20 protein-coding genes are annotated in these 21,936 nt (G+C 61.1%); 12 read left to right on the top strand and 8 right to left on the bottom strand.

Features of this window, described 5'->3' with window-relative positions:
* Positions 1-228: 228 nt before the first annotated feature.
* A complete protein-coding gene (gene choX, locus GFU70_RS00395) occupies positions 229-1,149 on the bottom strand; it encodes a choline ABC transporter substrate-binding protein (RefSeq protein WP_058544850.1) in 921 nt (306 codons plus the stop codon).
* Positions 1,150-1,164: 15 nt separating this feature from the next.
* The gene (betC, locus tag GFU70_RS00390; RefSeq protein WP_058544849.1) at positions 1,165-2,679 is read right to left on the bottom strand and encodes a choline-sulfatase; all 1,515 of its coding nucleotides are present in this window, start codon (positions 2,677-2,679) and stop codon (positions 1,165-1,167) included.
* A gap of 114 nt (positions 2,680-2,793) precedes the next feature.
* Between betC and GFU70_RS00385 the strand changes: the two genes are divergently transcribed.
* The gene (locus tag GFU70_RS00385) at positions 2,794-3,741 is read left to right on the top strand and encodes a choline sulfate utilization transcriptional regulator (RefSeq protein ID WP_058544848.1); all 948 of its coding nucleotides are present in this window, start codon (positions 2,794-2,796) and stop codon (positions 3,739-3,741) included.
* Between the two features lie 5 nt (positions 3,742-3,746).
* On the opposite strand, the gene GFU70_RS00380 is transcribed toward GFU70_RS00385, so the two are convergent.
* Positions 3,747-4,406, bottom strand: a complete 660-nt coding sequence (locus tag GFU70_RS00380) for an NAD(P)-dependent oxidoreductase (protein WP_153387435.1) — start codon at positions 4,404-4,406, stop codon at positions 3,747-3,749.
* An 84-nt stretch (positions 4,407-4,490) separates the two neighbouring features.
* Here GFU70_RS00380 and GFU70_RS00375 point away from each other — a divergent pair, with 84 nt between their 5' ends.
* From GFU70_RS00375 to GFU70_RS00330, 10 genes are all read left to right on the top strand, one after another.
* Positions 4,491-4,817 (top strand): DOPA 4,5-dioxygenase family protein, encoded by a 327-nt coding sequence (locus tag GFU70_RS00375; protein ID WP_058544846.1) that lies wholly within the window; start codon positions 4,491-4,493, stop codon positions 4,815-4,817.
* A gap of 390 nt (positions 4,818-5,207) precedes the next feature.
* Entirely contained in the window at positions 5,208-6,515 is a 1,308-nt protein-coding gene (locus GFU70_RS00370) for a CitMHS family transporter (protein ID WP_116643518.1), read from the top strand.
* A 61-nt stretch (positions 6,516-6,576) separates the two neighbouring features.
* On the top strand, positions 6,577-7,344 hold the full coding sequence (locus GFU70_RS00365) for a TerC family protein (RefSeq protein ID WP_058544844.1): 768 nt from the start codon (positions 6,577-6,579) through the stop codon (positions 7,342-7,344).
* A 338-nt stretch (positions 7,345-7,682) separates the two neighbouring features.
* A complete protein-coding gene (locus GFU70_RS00360; protein WP_153387434.1) occupies positions 7,683-9,341 on the top strand; it encodes a Na/Pi cotransporter family protein in 1,659 nt (552 codons plus the stop codon).
* Between the two features lie 200 nt (positions 9,342-9,541).
* The gene (locus GFU70_RS00355; RefSeq protein ID WP_153387433.1) at positions 9,542-10,924 is read left to right on the top strand and encodes a M16 family metallopeptidase; all 1,383 of its coding nucleotides are present in this window, start codon (positions 9,542-9,544) and stop codon (positions 10,922-10,924) included.
* A 202-nt stretch (positions 10,925-11,126) separates the two neighbouring features.
* A complete protein-coding gene (locus GFU70_RS00350; protein WP_058544841.1) occupies positions 11,127-12,152 on the top strand; it encodes a DUF5924 family protein in 1,026 nt (341 codons plus the stop codon).
* 52 nt (positions 12,153-12,204) lie between these two features.
* Positions 12,205-13,353 carry an ABC transporter permease gene (locus tag GFU70_RS00345; RefSeq protein WP_153387432.1) on the top strand — a complete coding sequence of 383 codons (1,149 nt, stop codon included), beginning with the start codon at positions 12,205-12,207 and terminating at the stop codon, positions 13,351-13,353.
* Entirely contained in the window at positions 13,350-14,153 is an 804-nt protein-coding gene (locus tag GFU70_RS00340) for an ABC transporter ATP-binding protein (RefSeq protein ID WP_153387431.1), read from the top strand. Before GFU70_RS00345 ends, GFU70_RS00340 begins: the two co-directional genes overlap by 4 nt.
* 1 nt (position 14,154) lies before the next feature.
* Positions 14,155-15,093, top strand: a complete 939-nt coding sequence (locus GFU70_RS00335; protein WP_058544838.1) for an MlaD family protein — start codon at positions 14,155-14,157, stop codon at positions 15,091-15,093.
* Positions 15,090-15,725, top strand: coding sequence for an ABC-type transport auxiliary lipoprotein family protein (locus tag GFU70_RS00330; protein ID WP_058544837.1), 636 nt, complete (start codon positions 15,090-15,092; stop codon positions 15,723-15,725). Before GFU70_RS00335 ends, GFU70_RS00330 begins: the two co-directional genes overlap by 4 nt.
* 31 nt (positions 15,726-15,756) lie before the next feature.
* On the opposite strand, the gene GFU70_RS00325 is transcribed toward GFU70_RS00330, so the two are convergent.
* From GFU70_RS00325 to GFU70_RS00305, 5 genes are all read right to left on the bottom strand, one after another.
* Positions 15,757-16,986 carry a nucleoside recognition domain-containing protein gene (locus tag GFU70_RS00325; protein WP_116643522.1) on the bottom strand — a complete coding sequence of 410 codons (1,230 nt, stop codon included), beginning with the start codon at positions 16,984-16,986 and terminating at the stop codon, positions 15,757-15,759.
* An 86-nt stretch (positions 16,987-17,072) separates the two neighbouring features.
* Positions 17,073-18,404: a glutamate/aspartate:proton symporter GltP gene (gene gltP / locus GFU70_RS00320; protein ID WP_058544835.1), complete on the bottom strand. Its 1,332-nt coding sequence runs from the start codon at positions 18,402-18,404 to the stop codon at positions 17,073-17,075.
* A gap of 704 nt (positions 18,405-19,108) precedes the next feature.
* A complete protein-coding gene (locus tag GFU70_RS00315) occupies positions 19,109-19,573 on the bottom strand; it encodes an inhibitor of vertebrate lysozyme family protein (protein WP_058544834.1) in 465 nt (154 codons plus the stop codon).
* A 2-nt stretch (positions 19,574-19,575) separates the two neighbouring features.
* Positions 19,576-19,740, bottom strand: coding sequence for a DUF1328 domain-containing protein (locus tag GFU70_RS00310; RefSeq protein WP_003177151.1), 165 nt, complete (start codon positions 19,738-19,740; stop codon positions 19,576-19,578).
* Positions 19,741-19,821: 81 nt separating this feature from the next.
* The gene (locus GFU70_RS00305) at positions 19,822-20,142 is read right to left on the bottom strand and encodes a hypothetical protein (RefSeq protein ID WP_058544833.1); all 321 of its coding nucleotides are present in this window, start codon (positions 20,140-20,142) and stop codon (positions 19,822-19,824) included.
* 439 nt (positions 20,143-20,581) lie between these two features.
* On the opposite strand from GFU70_RS00305, the gene algB reads away from it, so the two are divergent.
* On the top strand, positions 20,582-21,928 hold the full coding sequence (algB, locus tag GFU70_RS00300) for a sigma-54-dependent response regulator transcription factor AlgB (RefSeq protein WP_003196247.1): 1,347 nt from the start codon (positions 20,582-20,584) through the stop codon (positions 21,926-21,928).
* Positions 21,929-21,936 lie beyond the last annotated feature (8 nt).

Raw genomic sequence — 21,936 nt, 5'->3', positions numbered from 1 at the left:
GGTTTGGCGCAAGAGTATCAGGTGAACCAAGCTTGCTCCCGCTGGACTTCACTGTAGGAGCTGCCGAAGGCTGCGATCTTTTGATCTTTTGATCTTTCGCTTGAGATTCAAGTGTCTGGGGAAAGATCGCAGCCTCGTTGCACTCGACAGCTCCTACACAGCTCCTACATAGCTCCTACATAGCTCCTACAGAGCCCAGCGGGAGCAAGCTCTCGCCACAAGAGCTCGTCAGAGCTTGGCCTTCACCGCCGCCAGCGCATCCTTGCCATCGAGGGTCTTCACACCGTCCAGCCATTTATCCAGCACCGCCGGGTTGGCCTTGATCCAGGCCTTGGCCGCATCGGCGTTGCTGACCTTGTTGTTCACCACCTCGGCCATGATGCTGTTTTCCATGTCCTGGGTGAAGCTCAGGTTGGTCAGCAGTTTGCCGACGTTCGGGCAGGCCTGTGCATAACCCTTGCGGGTCAAGGTGTAGACACTGCCCGTGTCGCCGAAGTATTTCTCGCCGCCCTTGAGGTAATGCATTTTCAATTGCACGTTCATCGGGTGCGGGGTCCAGCCGAGGAAGGTCACGAACTTCTGTTTCTTCACCGCCCGGGAGACTTCCGCCAGCATCGCCTGTTCGCTGGATTCCACCAGTTTCCACTCACCCATGCCGAAGTCATTGGTCTTGATGATTTCTTTCAGGGAGAGGTTGGCCGGAGCGCCGGAGCCAATGCCGTAGATCTTCTTGCCGAACTTGTCGGCGAATTTGTTCAGGTCGGCAAAGTTATGCACACCGGCGTCCCAGACGTAGTCCGGGACCGCCAGGGTGAACTCGGTGCCGTCCAGGTTCTTGGTCAGTTGCGTGACATCACCATTGGCCACGAACTTGTCGTAGAAACCCTGCTGTGCCGGCATCCAGTTACCCAGAAACACATCCACCTGGCCATCCTTGAGGCCACCGAAGGTGATCGGCACCGCCAGGGTGTCGACCTTGGCCTTGTAGCCCATCCCCTCCAGCAGGAAACCGGTGATGGCATTGGTGGCGGCGATATCGCTCCAGCCCGGGTCGGCCATCTTCACCGTTTCGCAGCTTTGCTCGGCCCAGGCCGAAGCACTGCTCAACGCCAACAGTCCAGCGGTCAGTACTGTGGATAACTTTTGCATGGCATGCCCCTTACGTTATTGGTTTTGGCAGGGTTGTGGATAACGGGCCTTGCGCTCCAGATCGTCGAGGTCGATGTGGTTACGCATGTACTGCTGGCTGGCGTCCACCAGCGGCTGGTGATCCCAGCTCTTGAGTTTGCCCAGGGTCAGCGCCTGGGCGACGAAACGGCGACGGCGCTGGCTGGCGAGCACCTGTCGATGAATAGCCGGGATGTCCCACTTGGCACGCGCCTCGGCGAGAAATTCGGCGAACAGGGATTGATGCTCAGGCGATTGACTGAGATTTTCCAGTTCCTTGGGGTCATTGCGTACGTCGAACAGCAAGCATGGGTCATCTTCGCTGTAGATGAATTTCCACGGGCCGCGACGGATCATCATCAAGGGGCTGATGGTGCCTTCGGCCATGTATTCACCGAAGACTTCATCATGCCCGCCCTGCCCTTGCAGGTGCGGCACCAGTGAACGGCCATCGAGCGGCAAGCCCGGCTCCAGTGTGCCGCCGGCCAGCTCCACCAGGGTTGGCAGCAAATCGGCGGTGGACACGGCCGCGCCTACCCGGCCGCTGGCGAACTGTCCCGGCGCACTGATCAGCAACGGTACGCGGGCGGCCATTTCGAACCAGTGCATTTTGTACCAGAGGCCCTTTTCGCCGAGCATGTCCCCGTGATCGCCAGAGAACACGATGATCGTGTCGTCCAGCAGACCGGTGTCTTCCAAGGTCTGCAGCAGCTTGCCGACGTTGCTGTCAATGTAGCTGCATGCGCCGAAATAGGCGCGGCGCGCGTCACGAATCTTATCCACAGGCAGTGGCTTGTCCCACAGGTCATAGACCTTCAGCAGCCGCTGGGAGTGTGGATCGAGCGCCGTTTGCGCCGGGGTCTGCGGTAAAGGGATGTCGTTGTCGTCATACAAATCCCAGAACGTCTTGGGAATCGTGTACGGGTCGTGTGGGTGCGTCATCGATACGGTGAGGCAAAACGGCTGGTCACCGTCCTCGCGGATGTGGTCGAACAGGTACTGCTGGGCCTTGAACACCACTTCTTCATCGAAATCCAACTGGTTGGTGCGCACGCACGGCCCGGCCTGCAGCACCGACGACATGTTGTGATACCAACTCGGCCGCACGTCCGGCTCGTCCCAGTTCACCGACCAGCCGTAGTCGGCCGGGTAAATGTCGCTGGTCAGGCGCTCTTCGTAGCCGTGCAACTGGTCCGGCCCGCAAAAGTGCATCTTGCCGGACAGCGCCGTGCGGTAGCCGAGGCGACGCAGGTAATGGGCGTAAGTCGGCACGTCCGCTGGGAAATCCGCCGCGTTGTCGTACGCACCGATCTTGCTCGGCAACTGGCCGCTCACCAAGGTAAAACGCGACGGCGCGCAAAGCGGGCTGTTGCAATAGGCAGCGTCGAACACCACGCCCTCGGCGGCCAGGCGCGACAGGTTCGGCAGCTTGATCGGCGAAGGTCCGTAGATCGGCAACATTGGCGCGGCCATTTGATCGGCCATGATGAAAAGAATGTTCTTGCGCTTCATGTATTCGCGGCATTCCATAGTAGGCAGTTATGCGACATTGCTGCGATTGAGCATGTAGCCCCCAGGTTTTGGGGTAAAGCCCATGCAGGATAATGACTAGGATAAGCACAGCTTATGTATGACGCTCTGGGTAACCTGTCCCTGGAACTGTTCCGCGCCTTTGAAGCCGCGGCGCGCCAACAAAGTTTCACCGCGGCGGCGATTGAGCTGGGCACCACGCAACCGGCCATCAGCCAGCAGATCAAGCGCCTGGAAGAGCAACTGGGTACGCGGTTGTTCGACCGTATCTACCGCGGCATCGAACTGACCGAGGCCGGGACAATCCTGTTTGAGCAGGTACAGGTCGGCTTGCAAAGCATCGATGCCGGGCTGAGCGCGATCACCGCCCAGCATCAGCATGAGGTGCTGCAAGTCGCCACGGATTTCGCATTCGCCGCCTATTGGCTGATGCCGCGCCTGCATCGCTTTCACGCGGCCAACCCACAAGTGGACGTTAGCCTGGTGACCAGCGAACGCAACCACAACATGCTGCGCACCGATATCGACGTTGCCGTACTGTTTGGCGACGGTCGCTTCAAACAAGGCGAAAGTCGCTGGTTGTTCAACGAAGAAGTCTTTCCGGTGTGCAGCCCGCTGTTGCTCAAGGAACACCCCATGCCCTTGCCCGCCCAGGCCTTGGCAGAATTTCCATTGCTGCACCTGCGAGCGGGGAACAACAACTGGTTCGAGTGGAGCGGCGTATTTCGCGAACTGGGCATCACTTCACCGCCTGCCCCGGGGCAGTTGCGCTTCGACAACTACACGCTGCTCATCCAGGCGGCGATTGGCGGCCAAGGCGTCGCCATCGGCTGGCGCCACCTTGTGGATAACTTATTGGCGCAAGGGCTGCTGTGTCGTCCGATCGCTGAAACGGTGCTATCGCGGCAGGGCTACTACGTGGTCTTGCCCCAGCGTAAACGCCGCGGTGCATTGATCAGGCAATTCGTCGATTGGCTGATGGAAGAACAGGCTAACAGTGCCGAATCACTCACTGGCTTGGCGCTGCCTTCCATTGCCGTTTAATGCCCCTACACGGCCGCGACAAAACTCACATGCTCGCCCACATGCAGGTTCAGGCGCAGCTCATCGGCGATGCCGACCGCCACCCGGTTGAGCCGCTCCAGGGATTCGGCCATGCCGGGTTCCAGGCTCGTGCTGACCTGGCTGAAATGTTCTATGCCCAAGCCAGGCGCGGCATAGGGTGCGTTGATCAAGGTCCACTGCAAGGTGCTGTTCTTCAGGGCATCGAGCACTTCTTCGGCGGCGTGGCGCTGCAAATCGTCATCCGTCGGCTCCTCGTCGAGCATCGCAAAGTCGCCCACCAGGAACAGCCGGGGAATGTTCACCGCCTGCATGCCGGCGATCAGTGCATCCACGGCCAATACTTGTTCCACCGGGCCGGGAATCAATGTGCGCTCCACGTACTCGCTGTTCATCGGCAAACCCGGCGCGTTCAGCAGACACACCACGGCGCTGGCACCGGCAACACTTTGCTTGACCCGCTCGGGATCGAACAGGACACCGGTCTTGGTCCGCAGACCCGGGCGTGGAGCCAGGGCAGTAAGATCGTCGAGAATGGCGATGACTTCGTGCTGGCGCCGCAGCATTTCAGCCATCAACGCACCGCCGAGGCTGCTCATGGCACCATAAAGCACCACTTTGATGACCGGGGTTTCGGCGTTTTTCATGGCTGTTTTCCTCTTTATCCCGCGTGTAAAGGCTCTGACACGCGGTAAACGGCGAGGGTTCGGCCTCTTTTCAAGGAGTGACAGATGCAGCGGATCAAGGGCTACCACGCTCACGTGTATTTCGACGCCAACACCCTCGACCAGGCGCGGGCCCTGTGCGAGGAAGCGGCGCAATTGTTCCCGTTGAAAATGGGCCGCGTCCATCAACGCCCGGTCGGCCCGCACCCGGACTGGAGCTGTCAGCTGGCGTTCGACCCCCAGTACATCGGAGTGGTCTTGCCCTGGCTGGCGCTCAATCGCAAAGGCCTGGTGATTTTCATGCACCCGGAGACCGGCGATGACCTGGCCGACCACACCGACCATGCGATCTGGATGGGGGCGGTGCGGCCGTTGGATCTTTCGGCATTTTGATTTATCGGGGGAGCGCAGACTGTCTGTGGGAGCAAAGCTTGCTTGCGATTAAAGACACCGCAGCTCTCAAGGGCAAATGTGTCAACTTCATCGCGAGCACGCTTTGCTCCCACAGATAAGCGTTGTCCCCACAGAAAAAACTCCATTGTCTGCAACGAAAGCTGACTGAAAGCTTGCGCGATTAGGATCGCCCCACTACCGGCAACAGACCGGTCGGCCAAAGCGAGTTTCCAAGGCTCGCCTGGCCCCTCTACAACAACAATGGTGATTCTGATGTCCGCTGCTACCCGTCCCGCTGCACCCACTCCATCCGTTCGCCCCGAGCCTTGCATCCTGCGCTGACCTGTCCGGTTCGCCTTTGCCCGCCGCGCCACGCCTGGAGTATTTCCTATGCTGACTTTCCTTGGCTTTGCCATGGTCATCACGTTCATGTTCCTGATCATGACCAAGCGCCTGTCCGCGCTGATCGCCTTGATCATCATCCCGATCCTGTTCGCCCTGTTCGGCGGCTTTGCGCCGAAAATCGGCCCGATGATGCTCGAAGGCATCACCAAGCTCGCCCCGACCGGGGTGATGCTGATGTTCGCGATTCTGTATTTTGCCCTGATGATCGACTCCGGCCTGTTCGACCCGGCCGTGCGCAAGATCCTCAAGTTGGTCAAGGGCGACCCGTTGAAAGTTTCGGTCGGTACCGCCGTTCTGGCGCTCGTCGTTTCCCTTGATGGTGACGGCGCGACCACTTACATGATCTGCGTGGCCGCGATGCTGCCGCTCTACAGCCGCATCGGCATGAGCCCACGCATCATGGCTGGCCTGATCATCCTCGCTGGCGGAGTGATGAACATGACCCCGTGGGGCGGCCCGACAGCCCGCGCGGCCAGTGCCCTGCACGTGGACCCGTCCGACATCTTCGTGCCGATGATTCCGGCGATGGCCGCCGGTGTGGTGGCGATCCTGCTGATTGCCTACCTGTACGGCAAGCGCGAGCGCGCACGCCTGGGTGAATTGCATCTGGTCGATGATGAAATCGACCACAGCGAAATCAGCGTTTCCCAATTCCCGGACGCCCGTCGTCCGAAGCTCATCTGGTTCAACGGCGCGTTGACGCTGGCCCTGATGTGCACCCTGATCGCCGGCCTGTTGCCGCTGCCGGTGCTGTTCATGGTGGCCTTCAGTATCGCGATGATCGTCAACTACCCTTGCTTGCAACAGCAGAAAGACCGCGTTGCGGCCCATGCCGGCAGCGTGTTGGCGGTGGTCGGGCTGATTTTCGCGGCCGGTATCTTTACCGGCATCCTGTCCGGCACCGGCATGGTCGACGCCATGTCCAAGAGCTTGTTGTCAGTGATCCCGGACTTCCTCGGTCCGTACCTGGCTGTGATTACCGCGCTGGTGAGCATGCCGTTCACGTTCTTCATGTCGAACGATGCATTTTATTACGGGGTGTTACCGGTTCTCGCCGAGGCAGCCAGCCATTACGGCATCACCGCCGTTGAAATGGCCCGTGCCTCCATCGTCGGCCAGCCCGTCCACCTGTTAAGCCCGCTGGTTCCGTCGACCTACCTACTGGTAGCATTGGCCGGGATCGAGTTCGGCGACCACCAGCGCTTCACCCTGAAGTGGGCAGTACTGGTTTGCCTATGCATAATGTTCGCCGCCTTGCTGATGGGGATTTTTCCGCTGTTCAGCACTCTATAAAAGCAACGCCCGCTGCGCCGCCATCAGCGGCGCGGCCTAACACTCGCTCAAAGGAACTCACATGGAATGGCTGACCAACCCGGAAATCTGGGTTGCCTTCTTTACCCTGACCGCCCTGGAAATTGTCCTGGGCATCGACAACATCATCATGATCTCGATCCTGGTCAGCCGCATGCCCAAGCACATGCAGGCGCGCACCCGGATCTTCGGCCTGGCGCTGGCCATGGTCACGCGGATTCTGTTGCTGCTGTCCATCACCTGGGTCATGCGCCTGACCGCCGATTTGTTCGAAGTGTTCGGCCAGGGCATCTCCGGTCGTGACCTGATCCTGTTCTTCGGTGGCCTGTTCCTGCTGTGGAAAAGCTCCCAGGAGATGTACCACGCGCTGGAAGGCGAAGATGAAACCAACGACGAACCTTCGGGCAAGGGCGGCAGCTTCATCTACACCATCATCCAGATCGCGATCATCGACATCGTGTTCTCCCTGGACTCGGTCATTACCGCCGTCGGCATGGTCTCCCATGTACCGGTGATGGTCGCGGCAATCATCGTGGCGGTGCTGGTGATGATGTTGGCGGCGGCCACCATCAGCGAGTTCATCGACAAGCACCCGTCGCTGAAGATGCTGGCGCTGTCGTTCCTGCTGGTGGTCGGTACCGTGCTGATCGCCGAATCGTTCGACGTGCACGTGCCAAAAGGCTACGTCTACTTCGCCATGGCGTTCTCCCTGGCGGTGGAAGCCATCAACATCAAGATGCGCACCGCGATTGCGCGCAAGCGCAAGCAGCAGGATCCGGTGAAACTGCGCAAGGATATGCCGGGTCAGTAACGGTATAGGGCAATGAATGAAGGGGCTCTTGGAGCCCCTTTTTCATGCCCGCAAAAAAACGGCCGGATGCAAAACCCTGTGGGAGCGGGCTTGCTCGCGATGAGGCCATGACATCCAACATCTTCTTTGGCTGTCAGGCCGCTATCGCGAGCAAGCTCGCTCCCACAGGGGGTTTGGGTGTTTTTGAGGAATGTATTTTTATGACGGTTTTGTTTCAAACGATTCTTTAGCTGTGCAATGCTGGCGCCCGAACCGTTCGCCAACTACAGCTTAAGTACAAGAACGAAGAATGTGGCATCGTCAATTTGTTCCTTTGGGACGCTAACAGGGGGCCTCTCATGCTGACCCTGCTCAATTTGCTCTCCGCCGTGGCCCTGCTGATCTGGGGCACGCATATCGTGCGTACCGGCATCTTGCGGGTCTATGGCTCGAACCTGCGCCATGTCATCAGCCAGAACATGTCACGACGTTGGCTGGCGTTCGTCGCCGGCATCATGGTCACGGCCATGGTCCAGAGCAGCAATGCCACGGCCATGCTCGTCACCTCGTTCGTCGGCCAGGGCCTGATGGCACTGACCCCGGCCCTGGCGACCATGCTCGGCGCCGATGTCGGCACCGCGCTGATGGCACGGGTGCTGACCCTCGACCTGTCGTGGCTGTCACCGCTGCTGATTTTCCTCGGGGTGATTTTTTTCCTGTCGCGCAAACAGACACGCGCCGGGCAAATGGGCCGGGTCGGCATCGGCCTGGGGCTGATCATCCTGGCCTTGCAATTGATCGTCGAAGCCGCGGCGCCCATCACCCATGCCCAGGGCGTGAAAGTGATCTTCGCCTCGCTGACCGGCGACATCCTGCTCGATGCCTTGGTCGGCGCGCTGTTCGCGATGATCTCCTATTCCAGCCTGGCCGCCGTGCTGTTGACCGCAACGCTGGCCGGCGCCGCGGTGATCAGCCTGCCGGTGGCCATCGGCCTGGTGATCGGCGCCAACATCGGCAGCGGTGTACTGGCGTTCCTCAGCACGAACATGCAGAACACCGCCGGACGCCAGGTGGCGCTGGGCAGCCTGCTGTACAAGCTGATCGGGCTGTTGTTGATTATCCCGGTGCTCGACCCACTGGTGGGCTGGCTGGACCACCTGGATTTCAGCCCCCAGGAAACGGTGATCGGTTTTCATCTGCTCTACAACACCGTGCGTTGCCTGGTGCTGCTGCCCAGCGTCGCGCCCATGGCGCGGCTCTGTGCCTGGTTGCTGCCGGAACGTGCGGACACCAACGGCACGGCCAAGCCGCGACATCTGGACCCTGCCGCCCTCGCCACCCCGAGCCTGGCGCTGGCAAACGCCGCCCGGGAAACCTTGCGCATTGGCGATCTGATCGAAAGCATGCTCGAAGCCATGCTGGATGTGCTGCGGGGTACGCAAACGGCGGTGACCCAGGACGTACGGCGCATGAATGACGACGTCGAAGCGTTGTGCAGCGCAATCAAGTTGTACATGGCGCAAATGCCCCGTGAGGACCTCAGTGGGCAGGACAGCCGCCGTTGGGCGGAAATCATCGAGCTGGCGATCAACCTGAAACTGGCCAGCGACCTGATCGAGCGCATGTTGCGCAAGGTCCAGCAACAGAAGACCTCCCAGCGTCGCTCCTTTTCCGAGGTGGGCCTGGAGGAACTGGCGGGGCTGCACAGCCACTTGATCGCCAATCTGCAGCTGGGGCTGTCGGTATTTCTCAGTGCCGACCGGGAAAGCGCCCGCCAGTTGCTGCGTGAGAAACGTCGCTTTCGGGCGCAGGAACGGCGCATGGCCCATGCCCATGTCAGTCGATTGCAGCGCAAGGTCGTGCAAAGCCTGGAGACCAGTTCCCTGCACCTGGAACTGATCGCCGACATGAGGCGCCTCAATTCGCTGTTTTGCGGCAGCGCCTATGTCGTGTTGGAAACCTCCGAGATCGGCGCGCTGGAGGCGGATGAAATTTCCGACATTACCCATTCGCCGTGAACGTCTGGCGCATTGGTCAGTCAGTAACAATGTCAGCCAGTAACATGGCTCGGGCCTGAACCGTTCGCCGGCCCGCCTGCTCCCGCTGTCATGAAAAACGCATAGATTCGATAGGGGGGACGAGCCGACTCCGGGCGGCGCTCCGCCGATGACGGCCTGCCCGGCACCATGGACCTCCACTCAGCCGCCAGGAAGCCCTTATGCGCTGTTTGTTGCTCGCCGTTCTTTTGCTCGGTTCACTGCCCGTGGTCGCCCTGGACCGGTTTCAGGTCGAAGGCTATACGTTGCCCAACGGCATGCAGCTGATACTCAAGCCCGGCACCGAGCGCGGGCATGTGGCGATCCGCTTGGTGGTCGGCGTGGGCCTGGACGACTTCAGCTGTGCCGACAAGGAACTGCCGCATCTGCTCGAACACCTGCTGTTCAGCGGCGTCGATGAGAGCGGTGAAGGCGGCCTGGAGGAGCGCATGCAAGCCTTGGGTGGCGAGTGGAATGCCTTCACGAGCAACGCCGACACCACGTTCGTTATCGAGGCGCCGGCGCGCAATCAACGCAAGGTCCTGGACCTGCTGCTGGCGCTGTTGACCCGCACCCGTATCGACGAAAACGCCTTGGAGGCGGCCAAGCGGGTGGTGGAACGCGAGGACGGTGGCCACTACACCCACCTGCAACGCTGGCTCGATCACCAGGACCTGGGCCACAAGGCCAGCAACCAGTTGGCGGTCGAGTTGGGCCTGCACTGCGCGGAACGGGCCGAGGTCCAGCGCCACACCCTTGCCCGCCTCGAACAAGTGCGCAAGGCCTGGTATGCACCGAACAACATGACGTTGATCGTGGTTGGCGATCTCGACCGACTGTTGCCGGCCTACCTGGAACGCACCTTTGGCGAACTCGATCCGGTGGAGCCCAGCGCACATGAGGCACTGCCGCAGATCCGCTACAAGGCGGTCACCAAACGCAACCTGATCCACGGCCTGGTCGGCGACAGCGCCAAGCTTCATTGGCTGTTCCCGGAGCCGGTGCTGGATGAGCAGCATGACGAAACCTTCGACCTGCTCAAGGATTACCTGGACTGGGCACTCTATCGCCAACTGCGCCTGGCACGCGGCTTGTCCTACGGACCGTGGACCGAGCGCGAGGTGTTCGGCGGCGTTGGCTTTTTCAGCCTGAACGCGGACCTGTCCCGCGAAGACCTGCCCCAAGCCGAACAGGCGCTGGAAGAACTGCGCAAGTCATTGCTCAAGGATGGCCTGGACCCCGCCGGTTTCGTGCGGATCAAACGCGCGGCCATTGCCCACCAATCCTGGGCGGTTCAAGGCAACAGCGCACTGGCCGATTACTACTGGGGTGCCCTGGGCGATTATGAAGACGGCCGCTTCGCCAACCCGGCCCTGCGCCTGCAGGAGGTGAGCCTGGAACAAGCCAACGTGGCCCTGCGCGAACTGCTCAAGGACCCGGGTTACCTGCGCATCGAGAAGCCTTTGCTCAGTGATGATGAATTCGTCTGGGGGCTGGGCGGCTTGCTGGGGTTGCTGTTGCTCGGACTGGTGATGTGGCAAGTGCGTCGGCGACGTAGGAGCTGACGAGTGCAACGAGGCTGCGATCTTTCCCCTGACGCTTGAGTATCAAGTGAAAGATCAAGATCAAAAGATCGCAGCCTTCGGCAGCTCCTACAGGGAGGTGCCAAGTTTTGCTAAATCCACTTGCCACAAGAGCACTCGTCACATCGATGTCCTGACGATACTCTGTCAGGGATATTTCCTACGACTTACTGTGAACCGCCGAATGCAAAACCTGACGCTCTACATCCAGCGCATCCTTGAATTAATGAAGCGCTATCCAGGGGTCATTGCGCTCGGTGGTTTCATTTCCGGGGTCGGCAGTTTCATGCTGGTGGATCGCCAGCAGGGCCTGGCGACGTGGATCGCCATCATGATGCTGGTGAGCTGGCTCTGGCTGATGGTCGAGAACAGCATGACCCGGCTGTTCGCGCGGATTTTCAAACGGGAAATCCCCCAGCCGCTGTTGCGCTACGCCACGCAGATGATTCACCAGGAAAGCCTGTTTTTCGTCCTGCCGTTTTTCTTCATCACCACCACCTGGAACAGCAGCCAGCTGATTTTCACCGGCCTGCTGACCGTCGCGGCGCTGATTTCGATCATCGACCCGCTGTACTACAAATGGCTGGCGCCCCGGCGCTGGGCCTTCCTGGCGTTGCACACGCTGACGCTGTTCGCCGCCCTGCTCACGGCGTTGCCGGTCATCCTGCACCTGACCACCGACCAGAGCTTCAAGCTGGCCCTGGGCATTGCCATGCTGCTGTCGTTTCCCAGCCTGGCCTCGATCTTCCCGATCCGCACCGTGCGCAACGCCCTGGCGATCCTGTGCATCACCGTGGGGATTGGCGCCGCTGGCTGGGTGCTGCGCTCCTGGGTGCCACCGGCCACGCTGTGGATGACCGAAGTGGCGATCAGTACCCAGCTGGAGGACCGCACGCCGGGCGCCAGCCTCAAGGAGGTCAGTGCGGCGCAGATTCGCGGCAACGGCTTGTACGCCTACACCGCCATCAATGCGCCGCGAGGGCTTGATGAGCGGATTTATCACGTCTGGCAGTTCAACGGCAAAGAAGTCGACCGCATCGCCCTGGACATCCACGGCGGGCGCAAGGAAGGCTATCGCGCCTGGACCCACAAGCAGAACTTCCCGCAAGACCCGACGGGCAAATGGCAGGTGCGGGTGCTGACGGAAAATGGCCAGATGATCGGCGTGCTGCGTTTCACGGTGAACGCCGCCACGCCCGAAGCAAATTAACGGCGGTCGTGCTATTAGGTAGCGCTGTTCAAGTCGAACGAGCATGGAGCTTATGACCCCCGGATCCCACATTGGCACTGCCCGGCTGGACACGTCTCGCTCTCCGGCGCAGCTACGGGTCGGCGGCGACTGGACGCTGGCCCATTACGCGCAGCTCAAGCGCTTGAGCGAATCCTTGCGCGGCCAATACGACGAGAACACCCTGATCGACCTCAACGGCCTCGGCGCCCTCGACACCGCCGGGGCTTCGTTGCTGGTGGAGCTGCTGGGGTCCGAACGGCTGGGCAAGACCGCCGAGCACCCCGATTGCCGCTTGCCGGCCGCCGAGCGGGCGCTGTTGCAGACGGTCTACTGCTCGCTGACAGACTTTTGTGCGCCGGTGAAAGAGCCGCAGGTCAGCGTGATGACACAGCTGCTGGCACGGATCGGCGGCGCCGTGGACAAAGTCTGGCAAGACACCCTGCAACTGCTGGGTTTTGTCGGCCTGATCCTGGAAACCCTGGGCCGCAACCTGTTTCGTCCCAGGCGGTGGCGCATGACAGCGATGGTCGTTCACATCGAACAGACCGGCCTGGACGCGGCCCCCATCGTCGCCCTGCTGACATTCCTGGTGGGCGCGGTGGTGGCGTTCCTCGGCGCGACGGTGCTGGCCGATTTCGGCGCCAGCATCTTTACCGTGGACCTGGTGGCGTTCTCGTTCCTGCGCGAGTTCGGCGTATTGCTCACGGCCATCCTCATGGCGGGCCGCACTGCCAGCGCGTTCACCGCGCAGATCGGCTCGATGAAGGCCAACGAAGAAATCGACGCGATCCGCACCCTTGGCCTCGATCCGGTCGAGTTGCTGGTCATTCCACGGGTGCTGGCGCTGTTGGTGGCGCTGCCGATGCTGACCTTCCTGGCCATGCTTTCAGGAATTATCGGTGGCGGCGTGGTCTGCGCTTTGTCGCTGGGTATTTCACCGGCCATGTTCCTGACACTGTTGCAGTCGGACATCGGCGTGCAACATTTCCTGGTGGGGATGGCCAAGGCGCCGATCTTTGCCTTCCTGATCGCCGCCGTAGGCTGCCTGGAGGGTTTCAAGGTCAGTGGCAGTGCCGAGTCGGTCGGGGCTCACACCACGTCCAGCGTGGTGCAGTCGATTTTCGTGGTGATTGTGCTCGATGCCGTGGCCGCGCTGTTTTTCATGGAGATGAACTGGTGAGCCAAGCCCTACGACCACCCGCTGAGGCGGTGATTCAAGTGCGGGGCCTGTGCAATCGCTTTGGCCGCCAGAGCGTGCACGAAAACCTCGACCTGGACGTGTACAAGGGCGAGATTCTCGCCGTGGTCGGCGGCTCCGGCAGCGGCAAATCGGTGCTGCTGCGCAGCATCGTCGGCCTGAACCGCCCCAGCGAAGGCTCCGTGCGGGTGTTCGGCGAGGACTTGCCGAGCCTGCCCCCGGAGCAACGTTCGCGGGTGGAACGGCGCTTTGGCGTGTTGTTTCAGAAAGGCGCGCTGTTTTCGTCACTGACCGTGACAGAAAACGTCGCCCTGCCGCTGATCGAACATGCCGGGCTCAGCCGGGCCGACGCCGAGCACCTGGCGGCGGTGAAACTCGCGCTGGCCGGGCTGCCACTCTCGGCCGCCGACAAATACCCCGCCTCGCTGTCCGGCGGCATGATCAAGCGCGCGGCCCTGGCCCGTGCGCTGGCCCTGGACCCGGACATCCTGTTTCTCGACGAACCCACCGCCGGCCTCGATCCCATCGGTGCGGCGGCGTTCGACCAGTTGATCCTGACGCTGCGCGATGCCCTGGGCTTGAGCGTGTTCCTGGTCACCCACGACCTGGACACCCTCTACACCATCACCGACCGGGTGGCGGTGCTGGCGCAGAAAAAAGTCCTGGTGGCCGATGTCATCGACAAGGTGTCGGAAACCGACGACCCCTGGATTCACGAATACTTCCATGGCCCTCGCGGCCGCGCGGCGTTATCGGCCGCTACACAATCCAACGAGGTTTGACATGGAAACCCGAGCCCATCATGTGCTGATCGGCCTGTTCACCGTCATTGTGGTGGCCGGCGCCCTGTTGTTTGGCCTGTGGCTGGCCAAGTCCAACGTGGACAGCGAATTCAAGTATTACGAAGTGGTGTTCAACGAGGCGGTCAGCGGGTTGTCCCGAGGCAGCTCGGTGGAGTACAGCGGGATCAAGGTCGGCGACGTCGTCAACCTGCGCCTGGACCCGAAGGACCCGCGTCGGGTGTTGGCGCGGGTGCGCTTGAGCGGGGAAACACCGGTCAAGCAAGACACCCAGGCCAAGCTGGCACTGACCGGCATCACCGGCACCTCGATTATCCAGCTCAGCGGCGGCACGCCCCAAAGCCCGGCGCTGACGGGGCACGACGGTGAGCCGCCAGTGATCATCGCCGCACCCTCGCCTATCGCCCGCCTGCTCAACAACAGCGATGACGTGATGACCAGCATCAACCTGCTGCTGCACAACGCCAATGAGGTGTTTTCCTCGGACAACGTTCAAAGCCTGGGCAAGACGCTCGAGCATCTGGAACAAACCACCGGGGTCATTGCCGAGCAGCGCGGCGATATTCGCCAGGCCATGCAGCAACTGGCGTCCATCGGCAAACAGGCCAGCGCCACGCTGGAACAGACCACCGCGTTGATGCGCAACGCCAATGGCTTGCTCAACGACCAGGGCAAACAAGCGTTCGGCAGCGCCGGCCAGGCCATGCAGTCCCTGGCTCGCAGCACCGCAACGCTCGACAAACTGTTGAGTGACAACCGCGATTCGTTGAATAACGGCATGCAAGGCCTCAATGCCCTTGCGCCAGCCGTGCGCGAGCTGCGCGAAACCCTGAGCGCCTTGCGGGGGATTTCCCGGCGCCTGGATGCCAACCCCAGCGGCTATTTGCTGGGCAATGACAAGGACAAGGAGTTCACGCCATGAAGCCGTCCAACCGGTTTATCCGCCCTCTTCTCTTGCTGGCAGGATTTGTCCTGGTAGGCGGTTGCTCGATTTTGCCCAAGGCTGAACCTTCGAATGTGTATCGCTTGCCCGCCACCCAGGTCCCGGCATCTGCGGGCACGGCGGTGAGCTGGTCGCTGCGCCTGGCCAGCCCCCAGGCCAGCGAGGTGCTCAACAGCCCGAAAATCGCGGTGATCCCCCAGGGCAATCTGTTCAGCAGCTACGCCGCCTCGCGCTGGAGCGACCCGGCCCCGGTGTTGTTGCGCAACCGCCTGCTCGATGGCTTCGCCCAGGATGGACGCGTCAGGCTGTTGAGCGTCGCCGACAGCAACCTGCAAGCAGACCTGGAACTGGGCGGGCAATTGCAGGCGTTCCAGACCGAATACCAGGGCACTGCGGCCACCGTGGTGGTTCGCCTGGACGCGCTGCTGGTGCGCGGGTTCGACCAGCGCATCCTGGCCAGTCGCCGTTTTGAAGTGCGCCAGCCGTTGAGCGATGTGAAAGTGCCGGCGGTGGTGGACGGCTTTGGCCGGGCCGGTGACCGGCTGACGGCCGAAGTAGTGGCCTGGACATTGGAGCAAGGCCAGCGTTTCGCAACGCCTGCGCCTGACTGAAGGCGCGCCATCTGAAGCAATGGATTGGGGTTCAGCCGAAGAACCAGTAGCAAACCCCAATCGCCGCCACGACCCCGGAGAATTCGGCCAGCAGCGCACACCCCACGGCATGGCGCGCCCGCTGGATGCCCACGGCGCCGAAATACACCGCCAGCACGTAGAACGTGGTCTCGGTGCTGCCCTGGATGGTTGCCGCCACCATGGCCGGGAAGCTGTCGACGCCGGAGGTCTTCATGGTCTCGATCAGCATCGCCCGGGCGGCACTGCCGGAGAATGGCTTGACCAAGGCGGTCGGCAAGGCATCGACGAAGCGCGTGTCCCAGCCGGCCCACTGCACCAGGTGCCGGATGCCGTCGAGGCCGAAATCCAGCGCCCCCGAAGCCCGCAGCACGCCCACGGCGCAGAGCATGGCTACCAGGTAGGGCAGCAACGTCTTGGCGACGTCGAAGCCCTCCTTGGCGCCCTCGATGAAGGCTTCATACACCTTGACCTTGCGCAGGGCCCCCACCACCAGGAACAGGATGATCAGGCCAAACAGCGTCAGGTTGCCAAGAATCGATGACAACCCCGCCAGCGCCGTGGCCGAGAGCGTTGCCAACAGCGCCATGAACCCGCCCAGCGCCAGCGCCCCCGGGATCAGATAAGCCAGCACCACCGGGTCCCACAACCGCAGGCGTTGCATGAACGCCACCGACAGCAGTCCCACCAGGGTCGAGGCGCTGGTGGCGAGCAGGATCGGCAGGAACACCAGGGTCGGGTCCGGCGCGCCTTGCTGCGCGCGGTACATGAAGATCGTCACCGGCAGCAGCGTCAGCGACGAGGCATTGAGCACCAGGAACAGGATCTGCGCATTGCTGGCGATGGTCGGGCTGGGGTTGAGGTCTTGCAGGGCGCGCATGGCCTTGAGGCCGATGGGGGTGGCCGCGTTGTCCAGTCCCAGGCCGTTGGCGGCGAAGTTGAGGGTGATCAGGCCAATGGCCGGGTGGCCGGCAGGCACCTCGGGCATCAGGCGCAAGAACAGCGGGCCGAGGGCCTTGGCCAGCCAGTCGACGATGCCGGCCTTTTCGGCGATGCGCAAAAAGCCCAACCACAGGGTCAAGGTGCCGAACAGCAGGACCATGACCTCAACCGACAGCTTGGCCATGGCAAAGATGCTTTCCACCATGGCCGCGAAGATTCCGGCGTTGCCACCGATCAGCCACTGCGCCAGCGCCGACACGGCTGCCACGATAAAGAAGCCAAGCCACAGGCCATTGAGCATCGGTCAAATCCCCCGGAAGATGCCGCGAATGATAGCGGGGCTGGCAGAAACGACAAACCCCGGATTTCTCCGGGGTTTGCTTGGCATCAATGGCTGGAAGTTTCCCCCGCCGGCAGCGGCTCTTTGCTGCGCCAGTGCGGCAGGGAGTTCCAGTAGCGCTGGCCCTTGGCGTCGTCGTACATGCCTTCCCAGCGGGCGATGACCAGCACGGCCAGGGCGTTGCCGATAACGTTCAGGGCGGTACGGGCCATGTCCATGATGCGGTCGACACCGGCAATGAAAGCCAGGCCTTCGAGCGGAATGCCCACGCTGCCCAAGGTCGCCAGCAACACCACGAACGACACCCCCGGCACACCGGCGATGCCTTTGGAGGTGACCATCAAGGTCAGCACCAGCAGCAACTGCTGGCTGATGGACAGGTCGATGCCGTACAGCTGGGCGATGAAAATCGCCGCGATGCTCTGGTACAGGGTCGAGCCATCGAGGTTGAACGAATAGCCGGTGGGCACCACGAAGCTGCAGATGGCTTTTGGCGCGCCATAGGCTTCCATCTTCTCGATCACGCGCGGCAGCACGGTTTCGGAACTGGCGGTGGAGTAAGCCAGCACCAGCTCATCCTTGAAGATGCGCATCAGCTTGAGCACCGAGAAGCCAAACAGGCGGGCGATCAGGCCCAGCACCACGAAGGCGAAGAAGGCGATGGCGACGTAAACCAGGATCACCAGTTTGGCCAGCGGCAGCAGCGACGCGAAACCGAAGTTGGCGACCGTCACCGCGATCAGGGCGAACACGCCGATCGGGGCGTATTGCATGATCATGTGGGTGACCTTGAACATGCTTTCCGACACGCCCTGGAACATCTTCACCAGCGGCTCGCGCAGGTCCGATTGCAGGCTGGACAGGCCCAGGCCGAACAATACGGAGAAGAAAATGATCGGCAGCATCTCGCCACGGGCAACGGCGGCGAAGATATTCGACGGGATCAGGTTGAGGATGGTCTGGACGAACGCATGTTCATGCTGGACTTCCGCGGCCGTGGCCTGGTATTTGGAAATATCCACCGTACCCAGGGTGCTCATGTCGATGCCGCTGCCGGGCTGGAAGAAGTTGGCCAGCAGCAGGCCGACGACGATGGCGATGGTGGTGACGACTTCGAAGTAAAGGATGGTCTTGAGACCGATGCGCCCGAGCTTCTTGGCATCACCGACTCCGGCAATGCCGACGATCAGCGAGGAAATCACGATCGGGATCACGATCATCTTGATCAGACGGATAAAGATATCGCCCGCCGGTTGCAGCACGTTGCTGATCCACCAGGCCTTCTCGGCACTGAAATGGTTGAGCAGCGCGCCCAATGCAATCCCTAGCACCAGACCGATGAGGATCTGCCAGGCGAGGCTTAGTCGTGCCTTCTTCATATCGTTACCCTTACTTCAGTTGGACTCGGACAGTGGCGCGAATGCATCGTCGATGACGAAAAAACATCCGCGCCCCCGCCCCCGTATAAGGTCACCCCGAGCGCGTTAGCGGCTTACTGGCAGGCGAAAAAAGGCGCAACTATTGCGATGCAAGGGGGGCTCGTCTAATGCCGTAAACGCCTACCCTATGCCGAATCGGCATGAGATTTTTCAAACGAAACCCGCCCTCCAAGCGGTTCGAATACGACATTTATGCAGGCATAAGTGCCGTGAACCGGCCATTTCAGCGTAGCTGGGCTTTCTCTCGCAAGCGGGGGGAACCGGTGAGACGGCAGCGAATCGAGACGCGGCCCCAGGGAGAAATTGCGTCGGCATTCTCCGATATACGGTCAGGGAAAGGGGAATAAACAGGCGGGAGGAGACAAAATGCCGCATCGCCGGGCGGCCTGCGGCGCCCAATCCGGCAACCGCTCTGGCGCAAGCATCTTGCGTCACAAAGCTCTACGCAAGTTCGCCAAGCCATGATGGCTTCGCGAACCTGCGTCGCAGCTTTTACCTGACCCGGCCCTTTCGCAGGCACCCCTTGTGCCCGTAGGTCACTCCGACGCTCATCCGTCAGAACGTCCCGGCCCCCTGGTCATGCACCGGCCCTCCTCGGGCTGTGCAGCAGAGAAAAGCAGGGCTGCCTTTCCCGTTTTTCAGAATCAGTACCAGTTCGGATCTTTCTTGAGTTGTTCCATTAACAGTTTCTGCATACCGTCATCGGGCTTGCCGAGGAAACGGTAGTCAGCGTGACGAGTCGGCGATTTGTCGGCGGGTAGTGCGGCCGGGACTTCAACCAACATGGCGTAGGCCTCGTCCTTGTCGAAACTGACGGCGACAAACAGGCGCTTGCTGCGGCACGTCGCCTGGGTTTCACACAGTGGTCCCACCAAGTACTTGTCGCCGTCTTCCTCGACGGCATTCATCTGCTGGGCATCGCCCGACAGGTTCATCACCCATTCAGGCAGGCGTTCTTCTTTTTCCACGACCTGCTGCCAGGTTTCACGGTATTGCGGGTCGGCCTCAAGCAACTCATTGACGCGCATCTGTCCATCATTGGCAGCCATTGCCATGGCGCTGCCGCCCAGCAACAGGGCGGCGGCCAGTCCTTTGAATGAAACGCTCATGGTCAGCCTCGGCCACGACGGCCAAAGAAGAAGGAAGCGATGAACATCACCAGAAACACGACAAAGAGAATCTTGGCGATGCCCGTGGCGGTGCCTGCGATACCACCGAAGCCCAGTACCGCGGCGATGATGGCAATGATCAGGAAGGTAATTGCCCAGCTCAACATGGTGATTCTCCTTACGCTTTTTCTATTTAGTGAGGGTCTTGCGGTGATGGTTCCGGCGCAGTGGACGACCGGTTCATCGGGTTAGAACACCCAACGCTCTTCACGCGGCATGGCGCCCAATGGCTGAGCCTGGTCGACATCCATCATGCGCATTGAAGCGGAGGCTTCTTTGAGGCTGCTGACGGCGCTGAAATGAGTTTGTGGGGCGCGGTGAATCGACACCTGCGGCGCTTCGGGCTGCTGGCTTTCATGCCAGAGCAACCATTGCTGGCCTGCCACGAGGGTGACCAACAATGCCAAGGCTGCCCACATGCCCTGCTGGATGTGCAGGGAAGAGAGTCGAAATTGGGCAGCGCTTTTAAATTGGGCGGCGCCAAATCGAGCGGCACGTTGACGATTCATCCTGGAATTCCTCCCCCACCCGGGTGCAGTGATCTGGTTGAGGCGCGCGAACGCCACGTTAACCAGAGCATTGCAGCCGGCGTGCCAGGAATTTTTAAGATGAAAACATCTTTAAAATCAATGAGTTAATAAATAACTGCACAACACTGGGAGCGCATCCTGCACGATGGCCCCCCTGTGGGTCGTGCGTATTGCACGAATGAAAGAGAAAAGACGTTAGATTGTTTTCGAATTGGCTGTGAGACACAGCTGTCGGAATGAGCGATGCGAACCGTCCGAACCACACAAATCATAAAAAAAGGAACTCAAATCAGTCTTTTAGGAGTCTGACGTCCACAGAGCCATTCACGGTGAGTAATATTCCCTCAGAATCGACCATGCAACTTGCCCGATTTTTCTGACACTAACCAACATCATTGACCAAAGGAGCGTAGGAAAAATGGAATCCGCCACTGAGCACCAAGGCCGCATTCTGCTGGTAGACGACGAGTCCGCCATCCTGCGTACGTTCCGATACTGCCTGGAAGACGAAGGCTATAGCGTCGCCACCGCCAACAGCGCCGCCCAGGCCGACGCACTGCTGCAACGCCAGGTGTTCGACCTGTGTTTTCTCGACCTGCGCCTGGGGGAGGACAATGGCCTGGATGTCCTGGCACAAATGCGTATCCAGGCACCCTGGATGCGCGTGGTCATCGTCACCGCCCACTCGGCGGTCGATACTGCGGTCGATGCGATCCAGGCCGGGGCGGCCGACTATCTGGTCAAGCCTTGCAGCCCTGATCAATTGCGCCTGGCGACCGCCAAGCAATTGGAAGTACGCCAACTGTCGGCCAGGCTCGAAGCCCTTGAAGGGGAAGTGCGCAAACCCAAGGACGGCCTGGACTCCCACAGCCCGGCGATGAAAGTCGTCCTGGAGACCGCGCGTCAGGTTGCCAGTACCGATGCCAACATTCTGATCCTCGGGGAGTCCGGCACCGGTAAAGGTGAGTTGGCGCGAGCGATCCATGGCTGGAGCAAGCGCGCGAAAAAGTCCTGCGTCACCATCAATTGCCCGTCACTGACCGCTGAGTTGATGGAAAGCGAATTGTTCGGCCATAGTCGTGGGGCTTTCACCGGCGCCAGCGAAAGCACGCTGGGACGCGTCAACCAGGCCGACGGTGGCACGCTGTTTCTCGACGAGATCGGCGATTTTCCCCTGACGTTACAACCAAAGTTGCTGCGTTTCATCCAGGACAAGGAATATGAACGGGTAGGCGACCCAGTCACCCGTCGCGCCGACGTGCGGATTCTCGCAGCGACCAACCTCAACCTCGAAGACATGGTGCGCGACGGGCGCTTTCGCGAAGACCTGCTGTATCGCCTGAACGTCATCACCCTGCACCTGCCGCCGCTACGAGAGCGCGCCGAAGACATCCTGACCCTGGCCGACCGCTTCCTGGCCCGCTTCGTCAAGGAATACGCGCGCCCGGCCCGGGGCTTCAGCGACGAAGCGCGCGAAGCGCTGCTAGGCTATCGGTGGCCGGGCAACATCCGGGAACTGCGCAACGTGGTCGAACGCGCCAGCATCATCTGCCCTCAGGAAAAAGTCGAAATCAGTCATTTGGGCATGGCCGAGCAGCCTGTCAACAACGCTCCGCGCATTGGCGCCGCACTGAGCCTCGACGAATTGGAAAAAGCCCACATCGGCGCGGTACTGGCCACGGCCGACACCCTCGACCAGGCGGCCAAGACCCTGGGTATCGATGCCTCCACGCTGTATCGCAAACGCAAGCAGTACAACCTGTGAGCGACACC

The sequence above is a fragment of the Pseudomonas brassicacearum genome (assembly GCF_009601685.2).
Lineage (GTDB): Bacteria > Pseudomonadota > Gammaproteobacteria > Pseudomonadales > Pseudomonadaceae > Aquipseudomonas > Aquipseudomonas kilonensis_B.
Note: the sequence above shows the minus strand (reverse complement) of the source record. Positions and strands in the feature narration are given on the sequence as shown.